At 62.4% G+C, this 20,782-nt stretch carries 25 protein-coding genes and 1 pseudogene; 13 read left to right on the top strand and 13 right to left on the bottom strand.

Annotated elements, in window-relative coordinates:
- The first annotated feature begins 103 nt into the window (after positions 1–103).
- From P2T68_RS22525 to P2T68_RS22555, 7 genes are read left to right on the top strand one after another with little or no spacing between them, the layout of a single operon-like run.
- Positions 104–1,132 carry an ABC transporter ATP-binding protein gene (locus P2T68_RS22525; RefSeq protein WP_277378300.1) on the top strand — a complete coding sequence of 343 codons (1,029 nt, stop codon included), beginning with the start codon at positions 104–106 and terminating at the stop codon, positions 1,130–1,132.
- Positions 1,129–1,974 (top strand): ABC transporter permease, encoded by an 846-nt coding sequence (locus tag P2T68_RS22530; RefSeq protein ID WP_069075768.1) that lies wholly within the window; start codon positions 1,129–1,131, stop codon positions 1,972–1,974. Before P2T68_RS22525 ends, P2T68_RS22530 begins: the two co-directional genes overlap by 4 nt.
- A gap of 4 nt (positions 1,975–1,978) precedes the next feature.
- Complete coding sequence (locus tag P2T68_RS22535) at positions 1,979–2,773, top strand: ABC transporter permease (RefSeq protein ID WP_024074860.1); 795 nt, start codon at positions 1,979–1,981, stop codon at positions 2,771–2,773.
- Positions 2,773–3,063 (top strand): (2Fe-2S)-binding protein, encoded by a 291-nt coding sequence (locus tag P2T68_RS22540; protein ID WP_024074859.1) that lies wholly within the window; start codon positions 2,773–2,775, stop codon positions 3,061–3,063. The genes P2T68_RS22535 and P2T68_RS22540 overlap by 1 nt, the downstream gene beginning before the upstream one ends.
- Complete coding sequence (locus tag P2T68_RS22545) at positions 3,060–4,403, top strand: FAD/NAD(P)-binding oxidoreductase (protein WP_277378301.1); 1,344 nt, start codon at positions 3,060–3,062, stop codon at positions 4,401–4,403. The genes P2T68_RS22540 and P2T68_RS22545 overlap by 4 nt, the downstream gene beginning before the upstream one ends.
- Positions 4,400–5,497 (top strand): FAD-dependent oxidoreductase, encoded by a 1,098-nt coding sequence (locus tag P2T68_RS22550; protein WP_150054876.1) that lies wholly within the window; start codon positions 4,400–4,402, stop codon positions 5,495–5,497. The genes P2T68_RS22545 and P2T68_RS22550 overlap by 4 nt, the downstream gene beginning before the upstream one ends.
- Before the next feature lie 14 nt (positions 5,498–5,511).
- Positions 5,512–6,543 (top strand): ABC transporter substrate-binding protein, encoded by a 1,032-nt coding sequence (locus P2T68_RS22555; RefSeq protein ID WP_024074856.1) that lies wholly within the window; start codon positions 5,512–5,514, stop codon positions 6,541–6,543.
- A 45-nt stretch (positions 6,544–6,588) separates the two neighbouring features.
- On the opposite strand, the gene P2T68_RS22560 is transcribed toward P2T68_RS22555, so the two are convergent.
- From P2T68_RS22560 to P2T68_RS22580, 5 genes are all read right to left on the bottom strand, one after another.
- Complete coding sequence (locus tag P2T68_RS22560; RefSeq protein ID WP_223817850.1) at positions 6,589–7,005, bottom strand: hypothetical protein; 417 nt, start codon at positions 7,003–7,005, stop codon at positions 6,589–6,591.
- Positions 7,006–7,064: 59 nt separating this feature from the next.
- Positions 7,065–7,274, bottom strand: coding sequence for a hypothetical protein (locus P2T68_RS22565; RefSeq protein ID WP_277378303.1), 210 nt, complete (start codon positions 7,272–7,274; stop codon positions 7,065–7,067).
- Between the two features lie 219 nt (positions 7,275–7,493).
- On the bottom strand, positions 7,494–8,303 hold the full coding sequence (gene nadE / locus P2T68_RS22570) for an ammonia-dependent NAD(+) synthetase (protein WP_277378304.1): 810 nt from the start codon (positions 8,301–8,303) through the stop codon (positions 7,494–7,496).
- A 1-nt stretch (position 8,304) separates the two neighbouring features.
- Positions 8,305–9,522 carry a nicotinate phosphoribosyltransferase gene (gene pncB, locus P2T68_RS22575; RefSeq protein WP_069075772.1) on the bottom strand — a complete coding sequence of 406 codons (1,218 nt, stop codon included), beginning with the start codon at positions 9,520–9,522 and terminating at the stop codon, positions 8,305–8,307.
- Between the two features lie 11 nt (positions 9,523–9,533).
- Positions 9,534–10,181 carry a nicotinamidase gene (locus P2T68_RS22580; RefSeq protein WP_024074851.1) on the bottom strand — a complete coding sequence of 216 codons (648 nt, stop codon included), beginning with the start codon at positions 10,179–10,181 and terminating at the stop codon, positions 9,534–9,536.
- Between the two features lie 146 nt (positions 10,182–10,327).
- Between P2T68_RS22580 and P2T68_RS22585 the strand changes: the two genes are divergently transcribed.
- Positions 10,328–11,020 carry an NUDIX hydrolase gene (locus P2T68_RS22585; protein ID WP_069075773.1) on the top strand — a complete coding sequence of 231 codons (693 nt, stop codon included), beginning with the start codon at positions 10,328–10,330 and terminating at the stop codon, positions 11,018–11,020.
- 156 nt (positions 11,021–11,176) lie between these two features.
- Here the strand turns inward: P2T68_RS22585 and P2T68_RS22590 are convergent, their stop codons facing one another.
- Together P2T68_RS22590 and P2T68_RS22595 are read right to left on the bottom strand one after the other, a co-directional pair.
- Positions 11,177–11,950: an L-iditol 2-dehydrogenase gene (locus P2T68_RS22590; RefSeq protein WP_277378305.1), complete on the bottom strand. Its 774-nt coding sequence runs from the start codon at positions 11,948–11,950 to the stop codon at positions 11,177–11,179.
- Positions 11,951–11,967: 17 nt separating this feature from the next.
- Positions 11,968–13,293, bottom strand: a complete 1,326-nt coding sequence (locus P2T68_RS22595) for a sugar ABC transporter substrate-binding protein (RefSeq protein ID WP_277378306.1) — start codon at positions 13,291–13,293, stop codon at positions 11,968–11,970.
- A gap of 210 nt (positions 13,294–13,503) precedes the next feature.
- Here P2T68_RS22595 and P2T68_RS22600 point away from each other — a divergent pair, with 210 nt between their 5' ends.
- The 3 genes from P2T68_RS22600 (at position 13,504) to P2T68_RS22610 (ending at position 16,588) form a co-directional block, all read left to right on the top strand.
- Positions 13,504–14,442, top strand: a complete 939-nt coding sequence (locus P2T68_RS22600; protein WP_069075776.1) for an AraC family transcriptional regulator — start codon at positions 13,504–13,506, stop codon at positions 14,440–14,442.
- A 155-nt stretch (positions 14,443–14,597) separates the two neighbouring features.
- Positions 14,598–15,545, top strand: coding sequence for a nucleoside-specific channel-forming protein Tsx (locus P2T68_RS22605; protein WP_277378307.1), 948 nt, complete (start codon positions 14,598–14,600; stop codon positions 15,543–15,545).
- Positions 15,546–15,559: 14 nt separating this feature from the next.
- Complete coding sequence (locus P2T68_RS22610; protein ID WP_277378308.1) at positions 15,560–16,588, top strand: purine nucleoside permease; 1,029 nt, start codon at positions 15,560–15,562, stop codon at positions 16,586–16,588.
- 190 nt (positions 16,589–16,778) lie between these two features.
- Here P2T68_RS22610 and P2T68_RS22615 read toward each other — a convergent pair whose 3' ends face one another.
- From P2T68_RS22615 to P2T68_RS22625, 3 genes and pseudogenes are all read right to left on the bottom strand, one after another.
- Positions 16,779–17,738, bottom strand: a complete 960-nt coding sequence (locus tag P2T68_RS22615; protein WP_277378309.1) for a zinc-binding alcohol dehydrogenase family protein — start codon at positions 17,736–17,738, stop codon at positions 16,779–16,781.
- 30 nt (positions 17,739–17,768) lie between these two features.
- Positions 17,769–17,942, bottom strand: coding sequence for a DUF1427 family protein (locus tag P2T68_RS22620; RefSeq protein ID WP_024074843.1), 174 nt, complete (start codon positions 17,940–17,942; stop codon positions 17,769–17,771).
- Positions 17,943–18,034: 92 nt separating this feature from the next.
- Positions 18,035–18,796: pseudogene (locus P2T68_RS22625) on the bottom strand (helix-turn-helix transcriptional regulator); the annotation flags it as partial.
- A 116-nt stretch (positions 18,797–18,912) separates the two neighbouring features.
- Here P2T68_RS22625 and P2T68_RS22630 point away from each other — a divergent pair.
- Together P2T68_RS22630 and P2T68_RS22635 are read left to right on the top strand one after the other, a co-directional pair.
- Positions 18,913–19,155, top strand: coding sequence for a DUF6555 family protein (locus tag P2T68_RS22630; protein WP_024074841.1), 243 nt, complete (start codon positions 18,913–18,915; stop codon positions 19,153–19,155).
- A gap of 16 nt (positions 19,156–19,171) precedes the next feature.
- Positions 19,172–19,444, top strand: a complete 273-nt coding sequence (locus P2T68_RS22635; RefSeq protein ID WP_024074840.1) for a hypothetical protein — start codon at positions 19,172–19,174, stop codon at positions 19,442–19,444.
- 62 nt (positions 19,445–19,506) lie between these two features.
- Here P2T68_RS22635 and P2T68_RS22640 read toward each other — a convergent pair whose 3' ends face one another.
- From P2T68_RS22640 to P2T68_RS22650, 3 genes are all read right to left on the bottom strand, one after another.
- The gene (locus tag P2T68_RS22640; RefSeq protein ID WP_081329179.1) at positions 19,507–19,677 is read right to left on the bottom strand and encodes a metallothionein; all 171 of its coding nucleotides are present in this window, start codon (positions 19,675–19,677) and stop codon (positions 19,507–19,509) included.
- 88 nt (positions 19,678–19,765) lie between these two features.
- On the bottom strand, positions 19,766–20,218 hold the full coding sequence (locus P2T68_RS22645) for a DMT family transporter (RefSeq protein ID WP_024074839.1): 453 nt from the start codon (positions 20,216–20,218) through the stop codon (positions 19,766–19,768).
- Between the two features lie 4 nt (positions 20,219–20,222).
- Positions 20,223–20,711: a DMT family transporter gene (locus P2T68_RS22650; protein WP_024074838.1), complete on the bottom strand. Its 489-nt coding sequence runs from the start codon at positions 20,709–20,711 to the stop codon at positions 20,223–20,225.
- Positions 20,712–20,782 lie beyond the last annotated feature (71 nt).

Raw genomic sequence — 20,782 nt, forward strand, 5'->3', positions numbered from 1 at the left:
GACTTGAGATCGAGCGCCAACGCACCCGCAACACTCTTTTCGCATCTGCCCAAAACAAAAAAAGCGCGTTTCGACGCGACTGAAAAAAAGGTGGAACGCAGACATGGCATTTCTCCAACTCAACGCCTTGAGCAAACGCTACGGCGCCGTCGACGCGGTGGTCGCCACTGACTTGGCGGTGGAAAAAGGCGAGTTCGTTTCCCTGCTCGGCCCCTCGGGCTGCGGCAAGACCACTACCTTGCAAATGATCGCCGGCTTCGTCGAGGTGAGCGGCGGCCAGATCCTGCTCGACGGCCGCGACATCACCCATGCCAAGCCCGCCAGCCGTGGCCTGGGCGTGGTGTTCCAGAGCTACGCGCTGTTCCCGCACATGAGCGTGCGCGACAACGTCGCCTTCGGCCTGAAGATGCGCAAGGTGCCGGGCAGCGAGATCGCCGCCAAGGTCAAGACCGTGCTGGAGCTGGTGCGCCTGGCCCCCCACGCCGACCGTTACCCACGGGAGTTATCCGGCGGCCAGCGCCAACGCGTGGCCCTGGCGCGCGCCCTGGTGATCGAGCCGCCGGTGTTGCTGCTGGATGAGCCGCTGTCCAACCTCGACGCCAACCTGCGCGAAGAGATGCAGTTTGAAATCCGCCGTATCCAGTGCGCGGTGGGCATCACCACCTTGATGGTCACTCACGACCAGGCCGAGGCGCTGTCCATCAGCGATCGTGTGGTGGTGATGCAAGCCGGGCGCGTGACCCAGATCGATGTGCCGTACACCCTGTACGAACACCCCCGCACGCGGTTTATCTCGGACTTCGTCGGCAAGGCCAACCTGCTGCCCGGCGACTATGACGAGCTCGGCACTGCGCAGGTCCGCCACGCCAAGGGCGACGGCGAGTTGGTGTTGAGCCTGCGCCCGGAAAAAATCCAGCTGGTGGACGCCGGCACCGGCCGCCTGCAAGGCCAGGTCGTCAACCGCTACTTCTTCGGCAGCCAGTGGCTGTACCGCCTCCAGACCGCGCTGGGCGAAATCACCGTGGTGCGCAGCAACGACGGCAGCGCGCCGTTGGACCATGGCGCAACGGTCGGCCTGGATTGGCAGGCCGACCTGCTGCGGGTATTGGCGACGGATGAGGTGCACGCATGAGTCGGGGTTATTGGCTCTCGCTGCCGGCGCTGGTGCTGTTCGCCGGGCTGCTGATCCTGCCGTTGGGCCTGACGCTGGTGCTGTCGTTCAACGTGTTCGACTATCAGGTGGGTGTAAAGGCGGATGAATGGACCTTGGCCCATTACCTGTCGTTGTTCAGCGATGCGTACTTCTACGAGATCTTCTGGCGCACCTTCTGGATCAGCGCGTTGGTGACCTTGCTGTGCGTGGTGATTGGCGTGCCCGAGGCCTACATCCTCAGCCGCATGGGCACACCGTGGCGCTCGATCTTCCTGATTTTGATCCTCACGCCGCTGTTGATTTCGGTGGTGGTGCGGGCGTTCGGCTGGAGCCTGCTGCTCGGTGCCGACGGGCTGGTGAACCAGATGATCCAGGCGCTGGGCGGGCGCCCGGTGAAGCTGTTGTACACGCCGTTCGCGGTGATCATTGCGCTGGTGCACGTGATGCTGCCGTTCATGATCATTCCGGTGTGGACCTCGCTGCAAAAGCTCGACCCCTCGGCCGAACAGGCGGCGTTGTCGCTGGGCGCAAGCCAGGCCACGGTGATGCGCAAGATCGTGTTGCCACAGGTCATGCCCGGCGTGCTGTCCGGCACCTTGATTGTGTTCGGCCTGGCCGCCAGCTCCTTTGCGATCCCCGGCCTGCTCGGCGGACGCCGCCTGAAAATGGTCGCCACCGTGGTGTACGACCAGTACCTCTCGGAACTCAACTGGCCCATGGGCGCGACCATCGCGGTGGTGCTGTTGCTGGTCAATCTGCTGATCATGCTGAGCTGGAACCGCATGGTCGAAGGCCGCTACAAAAAGTCCCTGGGGGTTTAAGCGCATGTCCAGAAACGGTCCTTTGGCCCTCGGTTTCCACGGTTTGGTGGTGCTGTTCATGATGGCGCCGCTGGTGGTGGTGTGCCTGGTGGCTTTCACCCCGGAAAACACCTTGAGCCTGCCCACCTCGGGTTTCTCACTGCGCTGGTTTCGCGCCGTGTTCGAGCGGGCCGACTTTATCCAGGCGTTCTATAACAGCCTGATCCTGGCGTTTACCGCCGCGACCTTGGCGACACTGATCGCGGTGCCGGCAGCGTTGGCGATCAGTCGCTATCAGTTCCCGGGGCGCAACTTCTTCAGCACCTTGTTCCTGTCACCGATCATCATCCCGCACCTGGTACTGGGGGTGGCGATGCTGCGCCTGTTTGCGCTGATGGGGGTGAATGGCAGCTTCACCTGGCTGATGTTGGCGCACGTGGTGATCATCACGCCCTATGTGCTGCGCCTGGTATTGGCGGCGGCGGTCGGCATGGATCGCAGCGCCGAGCAGGCCGCCGAGTCCCTCGGCGCCGGGCGCATCACGCTGTTTCTCAGGGTGACGTTGCCGATGATTTTGCCCGGCGTGGCCGGTGGCTGGTTGCTGGCCTTCATCAACAGTTTCGATGAGGTGACCTTGTCGATCTTTGTCAGCTCGCCAGCCACGCAAACCCTGCCGGTGCGCATGTATGTGTACGCCACCGAGTCCATCGACCCGATGATGGCGGCGGTGTCGGCGCTGGTGATTGCGCTGACGGCGGCGACCATGATTCTGCTCGACCGGGTCTACGGCCTGGACCGCGTGCTGGTGGGGAAACATTGATGGCTCTGTTCAAACGATTGGCCGAGACCGCGCGCCCTGCCGTTGCCTTCACCCTCGACGGGCAACCGGCCACCGGCCTGCGCGGCGACACCCTGCTGACCGCCGTGCTGACCTGTGCCGAGCACCTGCGCGGCAGCGATTTCAGCGCCGAGCGCCGCGCCGGGTTTTGCCTGATGGGCGCCTGCCAGGACTGCTGGGTGCGCCTGGAGGATGGGCGGCGGGTACGCGCCTGCTCGACGTTGCTGGAAGAAGGCCAGGTGATCAGCCGTGATCCGGGGCGCCAGCTATGAAGCCGGTGGTGATTGTGGGCGCAGGCCCGGCGGGGATCAGCGCGGCGCGCACCCTGCTCGACCACGGCGTCAAACCTTGCCTGATCGATGAAAGCCTGCGCGGTGGCGGGCAGATCTATCGGCGCCAACCAGCGGGTTTCCAACGCTCAGCCAAGCAGGTCTACGGTTTTGACGCGCGCAAGGCAGACGCCGTGCACCGCACGATGGATGAGTTGGCCGGTTTGATCGACTATCGGCCCGAAACCCTGGTGTGGAATGCCGAGGACGGTCGCCTGGACACGCTCAAGAGCGGCCGTGCCGAGAGCCTCGAGTATTCGCGGATCATCGTCGCGACCGGCGCCACCGACCGCATCCTGCCTGTTTCGGGCTGGACCTTGCCCGGCGTCTACAGCCTGGGCGCCGCGCAAATCGCCTTGAAGTACCAGGGCTGCGCCATCGGCGAACGGGTGGCGTTTTGTGGCAGCGGGCCATTGCTGTATTTAGTGGCTTATCAATACGCCAAGGCCGGGGCCAAGGTGGTGGCGGTGCTCGACAGCGCGCCGTTCAGTGCGCAATGCCGTGCGTTGCCGGCGCTGCTCGGTCAACCGGCGACGTTGGCCAAGGGCTTGTATTACCGCGCCTGGCTGAGCGCCCACGGGGTTCCCGTGCATCAGGGCGTGACGCTCCAGCAGATCGAGGGCGAACAGCGGGTCAGCGGTATTCGTTGGGATAGGCAAGATTTGGCCTGTGACGCCGTGGCCTTCGCCCACGCCCTGCGCAGCGAAACCCAACTGGCGGATCTGCTCGGCTGTGAATTTGAATGGAATGCCTTGAACCGTGCCTGGTTGCCGCGCCGGGACAACGCTGGGCGCAGCAGCCTCGCAGGCGTGTACCTGGCAGGCGACGGTGCCGGGATCATGGGCGCGGATGCCGCACAGCTGGCGGGCGAGCGGGCGGCGTTGGCGGTGTTGGAAGACGCAGGCGTGGCGATCGATCATCGCCGCCCCGCTGTGCTGGAGCAGCAATTGGCAGGCATCCAACGCTTTCGCCAGGGGTTGGAGACTGCGTTCCCCTTCCCTGAAGACTGGGCGGCGCAGGCACCGGATGAATTGATTGTGTGCCGCTGTGAAGAAGTCAGCGTCGGCGATGTACGCGCCGTGGTGGATGAAGGCCACTGGGAGATCAACCGGGTCAAAGCCCATTGCCGGGTTGGCATGGGCCGCTGCCAGGGCCGCATGTGCGGGCTGGCGGCAGCCGAGATCGTCGCTGAGCGCAGTGGCCGCGGGATTGAACACGTCGGCCGCTTGCGTGGCCAGGCACCGATCAAGCCGCTGCCGTTTGGCGTGCAGGTGCAGCCATGATCGACGTCATCGTATTGGGCGGCGGGATCGTCGGGGCTTCGGCGGCCTTGATGCTGGCGCACAAAGGCCAGCGCGTGGCCCTGGTAGAGCGGGACTTTTGTGGCTCGCATTCCAGTGGCGTGAATTACGGCGGCGTCAGGCGCCAGGGTCGGCCGTTGCATCAGTTGCCGCTGTCGCAGCGCGCCCACCAGCTGTGGGCCGACCTGCCGGGGTTGATCGGTATCGAGGGCGAATACGTGCGCTCCGGGCATCTGAAACTGGCGCGCAGCCATGCGGATTTCGCCGCGTTGCAGGCCTATGCCGAGCAAACCCGAGGTTTTGGCCTGGGCTTGCAGCTGCTCGATCACGCCGAACTGCGCGCACGCTTCCCTTGGGTCGGCGATATCGCAGTGGGGGCTTCACTGTGCCCTGAGGACGGGCACGCCAACCCGCGACTGGTGTCCCCCGCCTTCGCCCGTGCGGCGCAACGCCTGGGCGCATCGGTATACGAGCAGGCCGAGGTGATCCGCATCGAACATGACGGCCGCCATTTCCGCGTACACTGCGCCAACGGCCTGCACCTGCAAGCCCCCTGGTTATTGAACTGCGCCGGCGCCTGGGCCGGCACCCTCGCCGCGCAATTTGGCGAGCCGGTGCCGATCATTTCGGCGCACCCGGCCATGTTGGTCACCGAACCGCTGCCGGTGGTGATGAACGTGAGCACCGGTGTCGAAGGCGGTGGGATTTATGCACGCCAGGTGGCCCGCGGCAATTGCATCCTTGGCGGCGGGCGCGGCTTTGCCCTTGGCCCCCGGCAGGCGCGCCCCGGGCAAGCGGCAGTGCTGGAAATCCTGCGCAATGCCGCCGAGCTGTACCCGTTCCTCAAGGGCGCCCAGGCGATTCGCACCTGGAGCGGCACCGAAGGTTACCTACCCGATCACGAGCCGGTGATCGGCCCCAGCAGCACCCAACCTGGCCTGCTCCACGGTTTCGGCTTTGCCGGCGCCGGGTTCCAGCTGGGCCCAGCGGTCGGTGAAGCCCTGGCAGAGATCGTCTGCGACGGGGCCAGCCGCCAACCCATCGAAGCGTTTTCCATCCGTCGTTTCCAAGCCTGAGAGGAAAAACATCCATGAACACTCGTATTGCGCTGTCCTGCTTGTCCCTCGCTCTGCTCGCCTCCACCGCCCATGCCGCGCCGACGCTGTACCTGGGCATGAACGGCGGCACCATGGAACGGGTGTACGCCGACAAGGTGCTGCCTGCGTTCGAGAAGGCCAACAACGTCAAGGTGGTGATCGTACCCGGCACGTCGTCGGACATCCTCGCCAAGGTCCAGGCCAACAAAGACAACCCGCAGATGCACGTGATGTTCCTCGACGACGGCATCATGTACCGCGCCATCTCCATGGGCTTGTGCGACAAACTGGCAGCCAGCCCGACCCTGGAACAGATCCCGGCCAAGGCGAAGATCAAGGACCAGGCCGTGGCCGTGACGTTGGGCGTCACCGGCCTGGGCTACAACGCCAGGATGTTCAAGGAAAAAGGCTGGGCCGCCCCCACCTCATGGATGGACCTGGCCGACCCGCGCTTCAAGGACAAAGTGGTGTTCCAGTCCGTGGCCTCTTCCACTTTCGGCCTGCACGGTTTCCTCATGTTCAACCGCCTCCAGGGCGGCGACGAAACCAACGTGGAGCCCGGCTTCAAGGCCTGGCCAAAAACCGTCGGCCCCAACGTGCTGGAATATATCGCCAGCTCCGCGAAAATCTCCGAGATGGTGCAAACCGACGAAGCGGCGATCTTCCCCCTCACCCCAACCCAGGTGGCCACCCAGAAACTGCTCGGTGTGCCAATGGAATACGCGCAACCCAAGGAAGGCGCCGTGGTGCTGAACGTGGCCGAGTGCGTGATCGCGCGTAATGACCAACCGGAACTGGCACAGAAACTCGCCGCCTTTTTGCTGACCGCCGAGGCCCAGGCCCCGGCGCTGGAGGAAGGCGACCAGATCCCGTCGAACCCGACCACCCCGACCACCGACAAGACCCGCGCGCGGGTAGAGGCGATGCAGGGGTATTTGCAGACGGCGATTTCGATTGATTGGGACCAGGTGAACCAGGCGCGGCCGGAGTGGAATGCGCGGTGGAGTCGGTCGATTGAGCGGTAGGCGGGTATAGCTTGCGCTCCCACGTTGTTGACGTGGGAGCCGCCGTTACCCTTCCCTGCCCGCCCTGGCCTTGAGTTTATTGCAGTAATTTTTGTAGATCGCTCTCGCGGTATTTCGTTGAATGCGGATTTCAAATAATTTTTGCCGCATTTCCCGGTGGCGTTCGGTATTGAGCAGAAGCAATCCCAGGAGTGGAAATACAACGCCCAGAGAAAACGCCACGGTATGCGGGCGGTATTGAATCGTTGGTATGACCAGCATCAGGCAGAAAGCGAAATAGCCCGCCAGGAGTCCAACTGCCCAGTTGAAGCCACGCACAATCATGAAATTGGAAAACCCGAAGAAAAACGTCAGCGACAGAAGCCCCCACCCCATCAATTCGGTTCTCAGTGACGGCTCGAGCTTGCGCAAATAGTGATCATCAACCAGCACGGTCACCATAGCGGTTGAGAAGATAGCCATGAATATCGTGCTCATGAACACTGGAAAGTTACGGCGGAGAAGACGGAGAGGTGACTCATTCACTCTGAAATCTCCTCGTACCAGCCCACAACTATTATCGTCGTGGCATTTCCAACGTGACCATGTTGATAACTTCCAGCCAGCCCCGAAATCCCGCCCAGAACATCGTTTAATGGTTCGTTGAAGCGTCGAACCCTGCGGCTTTCTACCCGTTCACGGGGGGTGAGGTGGGCCCAGGGGAAACCGTCCTTCAATACGCTGCTAGCCATTCCTTTGCTCCTGAACTCACAAGAGCGCAGAGCGTAAAGAATCAATATCCGTCAAGAATGTAGGAAGGTTTCCTTTTTTAAGACAGGCACTTCCCGATCTGGTCTCAGCGCCTTGTAGTCAATCCTGGGAATGGGAAAGGTACCGCCGCAGAAAGCCGATGGCGGGCCGATCCGGTTCGGCTGGAATATTCGCGAGCACATCAACATTTGATCGTCCGTTCAAGCGGGAACTATCGGCAGCGCGCGTTTGTGCGCTGTCTTGCTGTACGCCCCTTCGACAATCGTCCTCACCCGCTCACTCACCGGCTCGCCCATCAGGTAGGCATCGATCTCTTCGTACGTGCAGCCATAGGCATGTTCATCCAGCTTGCCCGGTACGAGTTCTTCCAGGTCGGCAGTGGGCTGCTTCTGCACCAGGTTCGTCGGGGCCCCAAGGGCACTGGCCAACAGGCGCACCTGGGTCTTGGTCAGGCCCGACAGCGGTGCCAGGTCACAGGCGCCGTCGCCGAATTTGGTGAAGAAGCCCATCAATGCCTCGGCGCCGTGGTCGGTGCCGACGACCAGGCCGTTGTGCAGGTTGGCCACGGCGTACTGGGCGATCATGCGGGTACGGGCCTTGACGTTGCCTTTGATGAAGTCGACATGCTCCGCACTGGCTTCAGTGGCGCTCAGGCTGGCCATCAGGCCGTCGACGCTGGCGGCGATGTCGAGGGTGTCGATCTGGTCCGGAGCGATGAAGTCCAGGGAGGCCTGGGCGTCGTGTTCGTCGGCCTGGCTCTTGTAGGGCAAGCGCATGGCGATAAAACGCGCGGCGTAGTCCTCAGCCCGCAGTTGCTCCACCGCCAACTGGCACAGGCGACCGGCGGTGAGCGAATCGACGCCGCCGCTGATGCCCAGTACCAGGGCCTTGCAGCCTGAGTGGCGCAAGGTGGTCTTGATGAAGTCGATGCGCCGTTGGATTTCCTTGGCTTCACCGCCCTTGACCAGTTGCCGATCGATATTCAGTTCCTGCGCGATACGTTCTTGCATGTCACACCTCCACCCTGCCCACGTTGAACACCTGTGCCGCGTACTGCAAAAACGAGGCGTCTTCGCAGACATTCTTGATCGGATCATCGGAGAATTTCACCACCGGTTCGCCGTGCACCCGCACCAGCTTCATGACGATACTCAGCGGCTCGACGCCCTCCACATCGCACGCCAGGCTGGTGCCCATGCCGAAACCGAACTTGGCCTTGCCACGCACGTGACGCAGGATCGGCAGGCATTTTTCGAAGTTCAGGCCGTCGGAGAACATCAGGTCCTTGGTCATCGGGTCGATGCCCAATGCTTTGTAGCGGGCCAGGACTTTGTCGGCCCAGGCGATGGGATCGCCGGAGTCCTGGCGCAAACCGTCATACAACTTGGCGAAGTACAGGTCGAAGTCCTTGAGGAAAAAGTCGGTGCTGATGGTGTCGGTCAAGGCAATGCCCAGGCGGCCGCGGTATTCACGTACCCAGTTTTCCAGGCCGGCGTTCTGGCTTTCGCGCAAGCGCCCCAGTTGCTGGTGCACCATCATCCACTGGTGAGCCATGGTACCAATCAGCGGCAGGTCGAATTCGTAGGCCAGGTGCGCGTTGCTGGTGCCCACGAAGTGGCCGGGGAAGTCGCGGCGCATGATGTCCACCACTTCACGCTGGGCCTTGAATGACAGGCGCCGACGGGTGGAAAAGTCAGAGACGCGCAGGTCGGCCAGCTCGTCGCGGCTGAGGTGTTTCTCCAGCCAATCGAATTTCTGGTAGAGCTTGCGGGTGACGTCTTCCAGGGTCACGTCCGGGTACTTGTCGCGGTTGCGCAACTCACTGACCAGCGCCAGCACCGGCTGCTCGAACATGATGCAGTGCAGCATCGGGCCGACCACGCGGATATTCAGCTGGCCGTCGATTTCGCTGACGTGGATGTAGCGCAGGTTGAAGCGGAACAGGCCGAGGAAGCGTTCGTAGTCGGGGGTCAGGTATTCGCGAAAGCGTGGGTTGAACAGGAAGCGCAGCTCGCCTTCGCGCATTTGCAGGCCGGCCATTTTTTCAAGCTCGGCACGCAGTTCTGGGATCAGGTGACCGAGTTTTTCCCTGGAGCGCACGATGAAGTTGTATTCGACGTCGACGTTGGGGTGCTGGTGCAACACCGCCTGCATCATGGTGAAGGTGTAGTAGTCGGTGTCGAGCAAGCCCTGGATCACCGGGGCTTCGTAGTCGTAGGCACTTTCCATGGTGTGTCTCCTTAACGCGTGGCCATCGCGGCCAGTTCTTCGCGGGTGCTGCTGATCACAGCCCCGGCCTTGAGCAACTCATTGACGGCCTGCACGCTCCCCTCGTCGCTGATTCCTCGGCATGCCGGCAGGTGCAGGACCACCTCCAGGCCAGCCTTGAGCAGTTGCAGCGCAGTGGTCTTGACGCAGTAGTCCAGGGCCAGGCCGCCGACGATCACGCGGACCACGCCTTGGGCCTTGAGGTATTCGATCACGCCCGTGGAGAGCTTGTCGTGCAGGTCGTGGTAGCAGGCGCCGTAAGGGTGCAGGTCGGGTTCGACGCCTTTCCAGATGAAGTAATCGTAGTCATATGGGGCGGGCAACTCGTCTAGCAGGGTGAAACCCTCGGTGCCCGGCACGCAGTGGCTGACCCAGGTGACATCGGCGTGCGCCAGGCCGGTGGGTTGCAGCATCTCGCTGGGTTGGGCAACCACCCAGGGGGCGTGCGGGCTGTGGGCATCTTTGCTGCCGATGCGGTGGCCGGCGAGGCTGGCCATGTAGTTGAGTTCGGCACCGATCTGGTCACCACCCGCCACCGGCAACTCGTTGGGGCACAGCGGCGTAAAGCTCTTCTGGGCGTCGACGTCGAATGAAGCGATGGCAGTTTTCGAGAGGGTCATGGCGGTTCTCCTGTGGCCTGGAAACAAAAGTACACGTCATGTACTTTCATTGCAAGAAACATTTGTTTATCTATTCTGGACTCAGTACATGACATATCTATTCGATCCGTTAGACTGTGCCCCACCGCTGTTTACAAGGACTCCACATGCCACTGAGCGCCTACCTCCACACCGTCGACCTCTGCGTGCTGTGCTACTGCCGCGCGGCGGGAGAATTAAAGCTGCTGCTGAATAAACGCGACGCCGAGCCATTCGCCGGGCATTGGGCGCTGCCGGGCGTGGTGGTGAATGGTGGGGTGCAGGATCTGAGCCTCCAGGATGCCGTGGAACGCTTGCGCGCCAGCAGCAAGGTTGGCCTGGCGTTGGCCTGGAGCGAGCAAGTGGGCACGGTGGGCGATGCGTTTCGCGACCCGCGTTGCTGGTCGTCGTCCACTTATTACCTGGCGATCGTCGCCGATGAGGTGGCGCTGGGTGAGCATCAGGGCTGGTTTTCGCTGAAGGCGGTGGCCGATGGCAGCATCAAGTTGCCGTTCGATCACAACAGCATCGTCGCGGCCGTGCAGGAGCGGCTGTTGTCCAAGTCGCTGTACAGCAACTTGCCCTTGATGTTCCTGGGCCATGAGTTCAGCGCGCCGGAAGCGACGACGATCTTCTCGCTGGTGCTGGCGCGGCCAGTGTTGAAGACCAGTATTCGCCAGCGCTTGTTGAAGCTGACGGAGGCAGGGTACTTGCGCGAGACGGGACGCAAGAAGCAAGGCGAAGGCGGCAGGCCCCAGGCGACGGTGGAGAACCTGAGACCTGGGGAGGTTTATTTCTTTGATCGCAGTTTTGCTGACTAGCCTCGATTTAAAGAACACCGATCATCCAATGTGGGAGGGGGCTTGCCCCCGATGGCGGTAGATCGGTCTATATATGTACTAACTGTCACACTGCCATCGGGGGCAAGTCGAATCGTCGCACCGCCCCTCCCACATTATTTTGATTGGGGTATGGCTTCAGCTCATCCAGTTGCCGCCATCGACGTTATAGGTTTGCGCCACCACATAATCGGCCTCCTTCGACGCCAGGAAAATCGCCATCCCGGTCAAATCCTCGGCCGTCCCCATCCGCCCAAACGGCACCTCGGCCGCCACCTGCCGCTTCTTCTCGCCCGGCGCCAGCCCTTCATGCTTGGCGAACAATGCATCCACGCCGTCCCAATGCTCGCCATCCACCACTCCCGGCGCGATGGCGTTGACGTTGATGCCCTGCTTGATCAGGTTCAGCCCCGCCGATTGCGTGAGGCTCATCACCGCCGCCTTGGTCGCGCAGTAGATCGCCACCAGCGGCTCGCCACGACGCCCGGCCTGGCTGGCCATGTTGATGATCTTGCCGCCATGGCCCTGGCTGATCATCTGCCGTGCCGCCGCCTGCAACGTGAACAACGTGCCGGCAACGTTGATCGAGAACAGCCGCTCATAACTGTCGCGGGTGATATCGACGATGGGCGCCAGGTCGAACAGTGCGGCGTTGTTGACCAGGATATCCAGCTTGCCGGCCTGGGCCACCACGGCGGCAATCGCGCTGTCGATGGAGGCTTGGTCGGTGACGTCCATCGCCACCGCGTAAGCCTGGGGCCCGAGTTCGGCCGCTGTGGCCTGGGCGCGTTGCAGGTTGATATCGGCGATGGCCACGGTCGCGCCTTCGGCGATATAGGCCTGGGCAAAGGCGCGGCCGATGCCGCGCGCCGATCCGGTGATCAGCGCGCTCTTTCCTTCGAGTCGTTTCATGGGTTTGTCCGTCAACGTTATTTGGGATAACCGGCGCGTTTCATCTCACGCTCGGTAGTGGACTGGGCCTGCTGCAATGCCTGATCGACCGACATGCCGCCGGTCAACGCCGCCGAAAGCAGCTTGCCGACGGAAGTGCCGATGGCCTGGAACTCGGGGATGGTCACGTACTGGATGCCCACGTACGGCACCGGCTGGGCCGAGGGATGCGCGGGATCGGCGTGCTTCATCATCTCCAGGGTGACCTGGGCGAACGGTGCGGCCTTCAGGTAGGCCGCGCTGTAGGTGGATTGGCGCGTGCCCGGCGGTACGTTGGCGAGACCCTCCTTGTCAGCCACCAACTGGATGTAGTCCTTGGAAGTGGCCCAGGTGATAAAGGTCTTGGCGGCGTCCTTGTGCTTGGACGTGGCGGGGATCGCCAGGGACCAGGCATAGAGCCAGGAAGAGCCTTTGTCGGTGACTTCGGTGGGCGCGGCGACGAACCCTACGCTGTCGGCGACCTTGCTCTGGCTCTTGTCGGTGGTGAACGAGCCGGCGACGCTGGCATCCACCCAGATGGCGCATTTGCCACTGTTGAACAGTGCCAGGGTTTCGTTGAAGCCGTTGCTGGACACACCCGGCGGGCCGTATTGCTTGAGGGTGTTGACGTAGAAGTTGGCCGCCGCGGTCCACTCGGGGCTGGTCAATTCCGGCTTCCACTGCTCATCGAACCAGCGTGCGCCAAAGGCGTTGGCCATGGTGCTGAGCAGCGCGATGTTCTCGCCCCAGCCGGCCTTGCCGCGCAGGCACATCCCGTATTGGTCTTGGTCTTTAGCCGTGAGCCTGGCGGCGAACTCGCCGAGCTGGGTCCAGGTGGGGTGCGCGGGCATGCTCAGGCCGGCTTGTTTGAACAGGTCGGTGCGGTAATAAGTGACGGTGCTTTCGCCGTAGAACGGCAAGGCGTACAGGGTGTCGTTGACCGACAGGCCCTGGCGCACCGAGGGGAAGATGTCTTCGGCGTCGTAGTCGGCGGGCAGTTGGGTCAACGGCTCCAGCCAGTGCTTGGCGCCCCACAGCGGGGTTTCGTAGGTGCCGATGGTCAGCACGTCGAACTGCCCGCCCTGGGTGGCGATATCGGTGGTGAGGCGTTGACGCAGCACGTTTTCTTCCAGCACCACCCAGTTGAGCCGGATGTCTGGGTGCTGCTGCTCGAACACCTTGGACAGGCGTTGCATGCGGATCATGTCGCTGTTGTTGACCGTGGCGATGGTCACGGTGTCGGCGGCCTGGCTGGGCACGGCCAGTGCCAGGCCGGACAGCAGGAACAGTGCTTGCGGGAACGTGGCTTTGCAGGACTGGAGCATGGCGGTTTGCACCTGTTGTTTTTGTTGTCGAGGGCCGATTACAGCAGCTTGGCCAGGCCCTAACAAACCCATGGCGCATGCACGACTGATACTTTTTTAACCGCCGGCCCCGGATCAAAAAAGTATCAGCGCCGGACGAAACCAGAGGTAGCGCTGCCGTTGCCAACCCGCGTATTTTGAGGCGATTCCACAAGCAAAAGAGGCATCAGCATGCCCGTCGACCGCGCCGCCCTGTTCGAACACCGCCCTGCCGAGCTGGAAGTGATCCTGCCCGAACCTGAGCACGGCTTTCGCTGGTTCGAACATGACTACCCTTTTGAGCTGGCGCGCTGGAACCACCACCCCGAATTCGAAATCCACCTGATCCGCCAGGGCAGTGGCAAGCTGGTGGCGGGCGACTATATCGGGGCGTTCAGCGCCGGGCATGTGGCGCTGATCGGCCCGGACCTGCCCCACGACTGGATCGGCGAGCTGGCACCCGGCGAATACCTGAAGGGTCGCGATGTGGTGCTGCAATTCGACGGCGCCGCCCTCCTCGCCCTGCGCAAGACCCTGCCGGAGCTCGGCGACTTGCACACGCTGTTCGAACAGGCCCGGCGCGGCCTGGAGTTCAGCGGCGACACCGCCGCGCAGGCTGCGCGTTTGCTCGAGGCCATCGGCAGCGCCCACGGCCTGCAACGCCTGATCCTGTTCCTGCAACTGCTCGACACCCTGAGGAACGCCCCGCCACCCGAGGTGAAAGCCCTGGCCAGCGCCTGCTACGCACCAACCCTGGACGCGCGCAGCGCCGAGCGCATCAACAAGGCGTTCGACTACCTGATGCGTGAACTGACCGGCGACTTGCGCCTGTCGGTCATCGCGCAGCAACTGGAGATGAGCGAACCGGGCTTCTCACGCTTCTTCAAGCGCAACACCGGCCACGGGTTCATTGACCTGATGCGCAAGTTCCGCGTGCAGCGCGCCTGTCGCCTGTTGCTGCAAAGCGAGATGTCGGTGGCGGATATCTGCTTTGAGGTGGGCTACGCCAACCTGTCCAACTTCAACCGGCACTTTCGCATCGAGATGCACCAGACCCCCAGCGAATACCGGCGCGAAACCGCCATGCACTTGTTCAATCGGATTGAAAAAATGACACCGCGTCATTTCTGATCAAAAGGTCGATTAATCGCGATTTTTTCCAGTCCATTCAAGCCATTGCGCAAAGTTGGTACGACCTGTGCGAGCGTGTGCGCAACGAACTTGGTCGCCAAGTTCGCCTCAACCCGAAGAATCGGGTTCAAACCGCGTACGAATAGGGATTTTCAATGCACTTGACCTCAAGGCGTCCTGCTTATTTTGGTGTTTCCCTGCTACTGGTTGCCGTTACGGGAGTACTCAGCCCGCCCATTTTGGCGCAGCAACCGCCCATCGATGACTCAGCACAGGGCGAAACCCTCAGCCCGGAAGCCAGCCCGGCGAAAAAAGGCGTGTACCTGTCGGACTGGTTTAACCAGGACCTGACCTTGATCGGCAGCAAGGACATCAGCTTCGGCCCCAAGCCGCAGGACGATGTCTACCTGGAATACGAGTACTTCGGCCGCAAGGGCCCCTTCGAGTTGTACGGCTACATCGACGTGCCGAAGATCCTCGGCATCGGCAACAGCCACGACAAAGGCGCGTGGGACCATGGCTCGCCGGTGTTCATGGAGCACGAGCCGCGTATCTCCATCGATTACCTGGCCGGCCGCAGCCTGGCCATCGGCCCCTTCAAGGAATGGTACGTGGCCTTTGACTGGATCTACGACCACGGCAGCAACCAGGCCAACCGTGCCAACACCCTGTACAGCGGCCTCGGCACCGATATCGACACCCACTCGCGTGTCAACCTCTCGGCGAACTTCTATGGGCGTTACCAGTGGGAAAACTATGGCGCCAGCAATGAATATTCGTGGGACGGCTACCGTGCGCAGATGAAATACATCGTGCCCATCGACACGTTCGACAACGGTGCCTCGCTGACCTACATCGGTTTCACCAACTACGATTTCGGCTCGGACCTGCACAAGGACAACCCGGCCCGTACCGCCAACGCGCTGGTGGCAACCAACGTGCTGCTGTATTCATTCACCCATTTGCGCTTCACCCTGGTCGGCCGTTATTTTCATAACGGCGGCAACTGGGAGGATGGCAGCGAGTTGAATTTCGGCGAAGGCAACTTCCGCGCACGCTCCAACGGCTGGGGTTACTACGCTGGCGTGGGCTACCAATTCTGATCAAGGAGTACTGGATGAAAGCGTTTACCCGTCTCACGCTGGCTATCGGCCTGACCCTGCTGCCCCACATGGTGCTGGCTGACACACCCACGCCGATCAAACCGAAAGTGATGCTGATCACCATGTTCGCCCCTGAGGCGCAAACCTGGATCGAGCGCCTGGAACTCAAGCAGGAGGTGCGCGTACCGGGCTTGTCCGCCGACTACCCAGTGATCCGCTGCAACACCCAGGACGTATGCCTGCTGGTCACCGGCATGGGCCAGACCAACGCCGCCGCGTCCACCCTGGCCCTGGCGCTGTCGCCCAAGTTCGACCTGCGCCACAGCTATTTCCTGATCGCCGGGATCGCCGGCATCAGCCCCAAACACGGCACCCTGGGCACCGCCGCGTGGGCCCACTACCTGGTGGAATTCGGCACCCAGTGGGAGCTGGATTCGCGGGATGCACCCAAGGATTGGCCGACCGGGTATATCGGCATCAACACCAAGGGGCCCAACGAAAAGCCGCCACTGGACTACAAGACCGAAGTGTTCGAGCTGAACCCCAAGCTGCAGGCCAGGGCGTTCGCCCTGTCGCACAAGGTCGAACTCACGGAAAGCAAAGAGTCCGCCGCCTGGCGCAAACACTACCCCGCCGCCCCCGCCAACCAGCCGCCGCAAGTCACTCGTTGCGACACCCTGGCGGGCAACACCTGGTTCTCCGGCACGCGCCTGAGCGAGCGCGCCGAGGTGTGGACCAAGCTGCTCACGGACAACAAAGGCGAATACTGCACCACCCAGCAGGAAGACAACTCCACCTATGAGGCGCTGCTACGCGCCAGCCGTGAGGGCCTGGTGGATATCCAGCGCCTGGCGGTGGTGCGTGCAGGGTCCGATTTCGACCGGCCTTATCCGGGCTACAGCGAGGTGGATAACCTGCTCAAGTATGCGGATCAGGGTGGTTTCGTGCCGGCGCTGGAAAACCTGTACCGCACGGGCAATCCGTTGGTACAGGCGATCCTGAAGAATTGGTCGGCATGGGAAAAAGGCGTTCCCGACGCCTAGTGCCGAGCGAAATGTGGGGCAGCGTCCATCGCCGTCTGTAGGAGCGAGGGGGACGCCTAGTTCTTGCTCGCGAAAAACTCACAGGCGCCGCGTTCATTCAGGAAGCGCGCGTTATCGTTGAGGTTTTTCGCGAGCAAGAACTAGGCGTCCCCCTCGCTCCTACAAAAAGGCCTTAACTGCCCCGATCGTGTCAGGGCAGCAAGATGATTTTGTCGGCGCTGCCTAGATTCACGTCCTCATAGCACTGCACGCCATGGGCCAACGCCACTTCGCGCAGGCCAGTCGGCAATGGCAGTTGCCCTTCATCGAAAAAGCGTCCGAACTGCTCCAGCATCACCGCGCACTGCTCGCAGTTGTAGAGCAATGAATTGATGCCCACCACCGAGCCACCCTTGCGGTACAGGGCCAGGGCCGGCAGTTGTACGTGGCCGTCCACCGGCGCGGCAATGATCGCGATGCGGCCAAACGGAGCCAGGCCGGCCACGGCGGCTGGCAGCCAGAAACCGGTGGTGTCGAAGATCACATCGGCGCCGCCCTTGAACACCGCATGAACCTGCGCACCCAGTTCTTCGGGCTTGCCCAACGCAATGGCGTCGAACCCTTGCCCCTGCAACACCTCGACCTGGTCAGCCTTGCGCACCGCCGCCAACACGTGGGCGCCGCGGATGTTCGCCAAGGCCAATGCCGCACTGCCCACAGCACCATTGGCGCCGATCACCAGCAACCGCGTGCCTTTGCCCACGCCACTGCGCTCCAGCGCATCCCAGGCCGTGGTGTACGGCACTCCCAGGCTGGCGGCCTGGGAAAAACTCAGGTGCGCAGGTTTATGCGCGACACCTTTGGCCGACACGGTGAGGTACTGGGCGTGGGAGCCGTCAGCGAAAAACCCCAGGTCGCGGCCGGTACCCCAGACTTCCTGGCCCACCAGTGCCTGCGGACCTTGAACGACCACGCCGGCAAAGTCGCGGCCAGGTATGCGCGGCACTGTGGTGTAGGGGAAACGCCCGAGTACGTTCTTCACGTCGCTGGGGTTAAGGCCCGCGGCCTTGATCTGGACCAGCACCTCATCGGCGGCGGGCACCGGGGTGGCAACCTCGACGAAGCGCAGGGCGGTGAGGTCGCCGGTGGCGGAAAATTGCAGTGCATTCATGGCCAATATCCATCGAGGGGAAGAAAGGGATCAGGACAACCAACCGGCGACCAACTGCCGGCCCATGGGCCAGAGCTGCTCACCGAGCAGCATGCCCATCAGGCCCACCAGCGCGATGGCCGGCGGTGCGGGCGAACGAAAGTCCAGGGCGCCGTAGATCAAGCCGACGAACAGGCCGATAGCCAGGGAAATCAGATAGTTCATGGTGGTGAGTGCCTGATGGGTAGATGGGCCCAGTGTAGAGAGCCCATCGCTGAAGCATCGGCCAAGTGCTTCGGGATTTCGGCCAACCCTCAGCCGTTGTATTGCGACGGTGCCACACCGAGCTCGCGGCGGAACATGTCGCTGAAACTGCTCGGCGAATAGCCCAGGGAGCGCGCGATAGCACTCACCGACTGGCCCTGGATCAACTCAGCCACCGCCGTGGCCAGTTGCACCTGGCGACGCCATTCGGCGAAGCCCATGCCCAGGTGGTTCTGGAACAGTCGCGCCAGCGTCCGCACACTGGCGCCGGCCGCTTCGGCGTGTTGCTCGAAGGGAATCTCCAGGGACGGCGCCGCCATGACCGCCTGGCAGGCATTGATCAGCCGCCGGTCGACGCCCACCGGCATGGCGATGCGAATGGGCGAGCGGCGCGCGCGTTGCAGCTCCAGCAAGGCCAGGCCGACCACCGCGTCGTAATAGCCTGCATCGCCAGTGTCCCCCTGCTCCACCAGCGTGACGATCAACTCGCGCAGCAACCCACCGACTTCGATGACCTGCACCTGGCTGTCCAGCGTCGTCGCCAAGGCTGGACGCAAGTAGATATTGCGCATCTGCAAATCCGAGACCACGCGGATGCCGTGCTCCACCCCCGGTGGCAACCACACCGCCCGCTGGGGCGGCACCACCAGCGCCTCGTGGGGTGTCTCGACCCACATCACGCCGCTCATGGCGTAGAGCAACTGGCCCCAGTCGTGGCTATGGGGCTCCACGTACAAACCGCGCGGGTAGGTGCGCGCCAGGGGCAGTACGGGGACGGCGTGGTCACTGAGGTCGGGGGGCGCGGCCTGGGCCATGGGAAACACATCGTTCAAGGGTGAGCCGCCATGGTAATGACCACCGCTCGACAATCCGAGTGAATTTTTGCGGCCCACGAGGATCACTTGCTTACACCTGAAGGTTTGATGGGCCCATGAATAACGCAAAACTGTTTGTGATCGACTACACCCTGCATGGCGAACCCAAGTCATTCATCATTCGCCTGGAACAGCTCGATGCCGCTCAAGCCTGGCATTGGGCGAGCTGTGACGCCGGCGTGGGGCGCATCGGTCGCTTTGCCCGTGAGCAAGTGAAGAAAACCAGCCAGGAGCAGGCCGAGAAATTCGGCATTGAAAACGTGCAATGGCGCCGCTCGGATGCGCGCGCCCAGGCTTGATCAAGGAGCGATACCCATGGATTCAACCCGGCAAGTCAACGGCAAGGCCCGGATTGACTACACCCAGGACACGCTGTTCGGGCCACTGGCCAAGCATGTCGAATGCCAAGTGAGTGTGCAGCAAAGGGCCGGATGGCTGGTGTTGAAGGTGTTCCAGCCACTGCCCGATGATCTACATGCCGCGCAAACCGTAGTGTTTGCATTGGAGGGGCGGCGCACCAGCGCCGTGGTGAAAGACAGCCACCGCCTGGCCGATCACAGCCTGCGCCTGGAACTGGAAACCCAATAGCCCAAATCGAACCGCTGAAGCGTGGGAGGAAGCAGGCCCCCCTCCCACCGTCATAACTGCGCTCAGCCTTTGGCCGACTTGGCGCACTCACACCCCGTCGGCGCTGCACAGGGTTCGCCATGGGCATGGTGCTCGGCACAGCCCTGGCAGCAATAACCCTTACCGTCTTTCATTACTGCATCAGCCCCCAACACGCACTTGCAGTGTGGGCAGGCACAGGTTGCATCTGGCATGGTCAGACTCCTTCTTCATGGTCGTCCGGTGCGGCGAGCGCCAGCACCTTAAGCAGTGACTGCGGGCCGGCGCGGATGGTTCCAACCATCAATCGGTGCGGGTATTGCTGCGGTACATGAACACCAGCGCCAGGGCCAGGCAGGCCATGGCCACGATGCGGCTGCCCGACAACTCGATCGCCGGGTTGCCCAGCCAGCCGAAGTTATCGATCAACATACCCATGCCCAACTGCCCGACGATCACCGCTACAGTGGCGACCGCCGTGCCGACCACCGGTACCGCGCCGACCATGACCATCATGTACACCACGCCGAACAGCGCGCCGGTCAGTTGCCATTTCGGTACGTCCAGCAGGCTCAAGGCCTGGGCCGGCTCGAAGAAGAAAATCAACAGCGCAGTGGTCAATGCGCCCACCGCAAAGGTCAGCAGGCTGCTGCGCAATACCCCCACCGCCTGGCCCAGGCGACCATTGATCGCCGCCTGCACACTCAACACCGCACCCGCGGCAATCACCAGCACCAATAACAGAATCAGGTTCATTGCCTTACCCTCGTGCAATCAAAACAAGTGCCGCCACAATCAACGCCAAGGCGATCCAACGCTCGCCATTGACCCGCTTGCGCGCGGTGCCGAACCAACCGAAATGGTCAATCAGCACGCTCTTGCCGACCTGGCCCGACAGAATCGCGATCATCGTCATCGCGATACCGATATGCGGCGTGGCCAGGGTCAACACCACCACATACATCGGCCCCAGGAAGCCGCCAATCAACTGCCAGCGCGGCAAGTCGGTCAACGCCGGGCCCTTTTGCGGGCCGCTGAACAACAGCAGCAAATACAGGATGGCGGAGCCGACGCCGAAGATGCTCAAGGTCGCCCACAAGTGGCCCACCTGCACACCCAACGGCCCGAGCAAACCGGCTTCCACGGACAAGCCCATGCCCGCCAGGATCACCAGTGGCAACAACAGCAACCTGAGCGCATTTTTTTTCGTGGTGGCCCGCGCCACACCCTCGATAGAACTGGCCTGCATACATCACCTGCGCTTTAACAAAAGATTGGATGGCGCGCATTATCCGGTGGCCGTGCTGTGCGATAAATGGG

The sequence above is a fragment of the Pseudomonas sp. G11 genome (assembly GCF_029457515.1).
Taxonomy (GTDB): domain Bacteria; phylum Pseudomonadota; class Gammaproteobacteria; order Pseudomonadales; family Pseudomonadaceae; genus Aquipseudomonas; species Aquipseudomonas gorinensis.

Bases quoted from the DNA above. Each gene is read 5' to 3' on its own strand.
- P2T68_RS22525 (WP_277378300.1), top strand. From the start codon at position 104: ATGGCATTTCTCCAACTCAACGCCTTGAGCAAACGCTACGGCGCCGTC.
- P2T68_RS22530 (WP_069075768.1), top strand. From the start codon at position 1,129: ATGAGTCGGGGTTATTGGCTCTCGCTGCCGGCGCTGGTGCTGTTCGCC.
- P2T68_RS22535 (WP_024074860.1), top strand. From the start codon at position 1,979: ATGTCCAGAAACGGTCCTTTGGCCCTCGGTTTCCACGGTTTGGTGGTG.
- P2T68_RS22540 (WP_024074859.1), top strand. From the start codon at position 2,773: ATGGCTCTGTTCAAACGATTGGCCGAGACCGCGCGCCCTGCCGTTGCC.
- P2T68_RS22545 (WP_277378301.1), top strand. From the start codon at position 3,060: ATGAAGCCGGTGGTGATTGTGGGCGCAGGCCCGGCGGGGATCAGCGCG.
- P2T68_RS22550 (WP_150054876.1), top strand. From the start codon at position 4,400: ATGATCGACGTCATCGTATTGGGCGGCGGGATCGTCGGGGCTTCGGCG.
- P2T68_RS22555 (WP_024074856.1), top strand. From the start codon at position 5,512: ATGAACACTCGTATTGCGCTGTCCTGCTTGTCCCTCGCTCTGCTCGCC.
- P2T68_RS22560 (WP_223817850.1), bottom strand. From the start codon at position 7,005: ATGGCTATCTTCTCAACCGCTATGGTGACCGTGCTGGTTGATGATCAC.
- P2T68_RS22565 (WP_277378303.1), bottom strand. From the start codon at position 7,274: ATGGCTAGCAGCGTATTGAAGGACGGTTTCCCCTGGGCCCACCTCACC.
- nadE (WP_277378304.1), bottom strand. From the start codon at position 8,303: ATGCAAGAACGTATCGCGCAGGAACTGAATATCGATCGGCAACTGGTC.
- pncB (WP_069075772.1), bottom strand. From the start codon at position 9,522: ATGGAAAGTGCCTACGACTACGAAGCCCCGGTGATCCAGGGCTTGCTC.
- P2T68_RS22580 (WP_024074851.1), bottom strand. From the start codon at position 10,181: ATGACCCTCTCGAAAACTGCCATCGCTTCATTCGACGTCGACGCCCAG.
- P2T68_RS22585 (WP_069075773.1), top strand. From the start codon at position 10,328: ATGCCACTGAGCGCCTACCTCCACACCGTCGACCTCTGCGTGCTGTGC.
- P2T68_RS22590 (WP_277378305.1), bottom strand. From the start codon at position 11,950: ATGAAACGACTCGAAGGAAAGAGCGCGCTGATCACCGGATCGGCGCGC.
- P2T68_RS22595 (WP_277378306.1), bottom strand. From the start codon at position 13,293: ATGCTCCAGTCCTGCAAAGCCACGTTCCCGCAAGCACTGTTCCTGCTG.
- P2T68_RS22600 (WP_069075776.1), top strand. From the start codon at position 13,504: ATGCCCGTCGACCGCGCCGCCCTGTTCGAACACCGCCCTGCCGAGCTG.
- P2T68_RS22605 (WP_277378307.1), top strand. From the start codon at position 14,598: ATGCACTTGACCTCAAGGCGTCCTGCTTATTTTGGTGTTTCCCTGCTA.
- P2T68_RS22610 (WP_277378308.1), top strand. From the start codon at position 15,560: ATGAAAGCGTTTACCCGTCTCACGCTGGCTATCGGCCTGACCCTGCTG.
- P2T68_RS22615 (WP_277378309.1), bottom strand. From the start codon at position 17,738: ATGAATGCACTGCAATTTTCCGCCACCGGCGACCTCACCGCCCTGCGC.
- P2T68_RS22620 (WP_024074843.1), bottom strand. From the start codon at position 17,942: ATGAACTATCTGATTTCCCTGGCTATCGGCCTGTTCGTCGGCTTGATC.
- P2T68_RS22630 (WP_024074841.1), top strand. From the start codon at position 18,913: ATGAATAACGCAAAACTGTTTGTGATCGACTACACCCTGCATGGCGAA.
- P2T68_RS22635 (WP_024074840.1), top strand. From the start codon at position 19,172: ATGGATTCAACCCGGCAAGTCAACGGCAAGGCCCGGATTGACTACACC.
- P2T68_RS22640 (WP_081329179.1), bottom strand. From the start codon at position 19,677: ATGCCAGATGCAACCTGTGCCTGCCCACACTGCAAGTGCGTGTTGGGG.
- P2T68_RS22645 (WP_024074839.1), bottom strand. From the start codon at position 20,218: ATGAACCTGATTCTGTTATTGGTGCTGGTGATTGCCGCGGGTGCGGTG.
- P2T68_RS22650 (WP_024074838.1), bottom strand. From the start codon at position 20,711: ATGCAGGCCAGTTCTATCGAGGGTGTGGCGCGGGCCACCACGAAAAAA.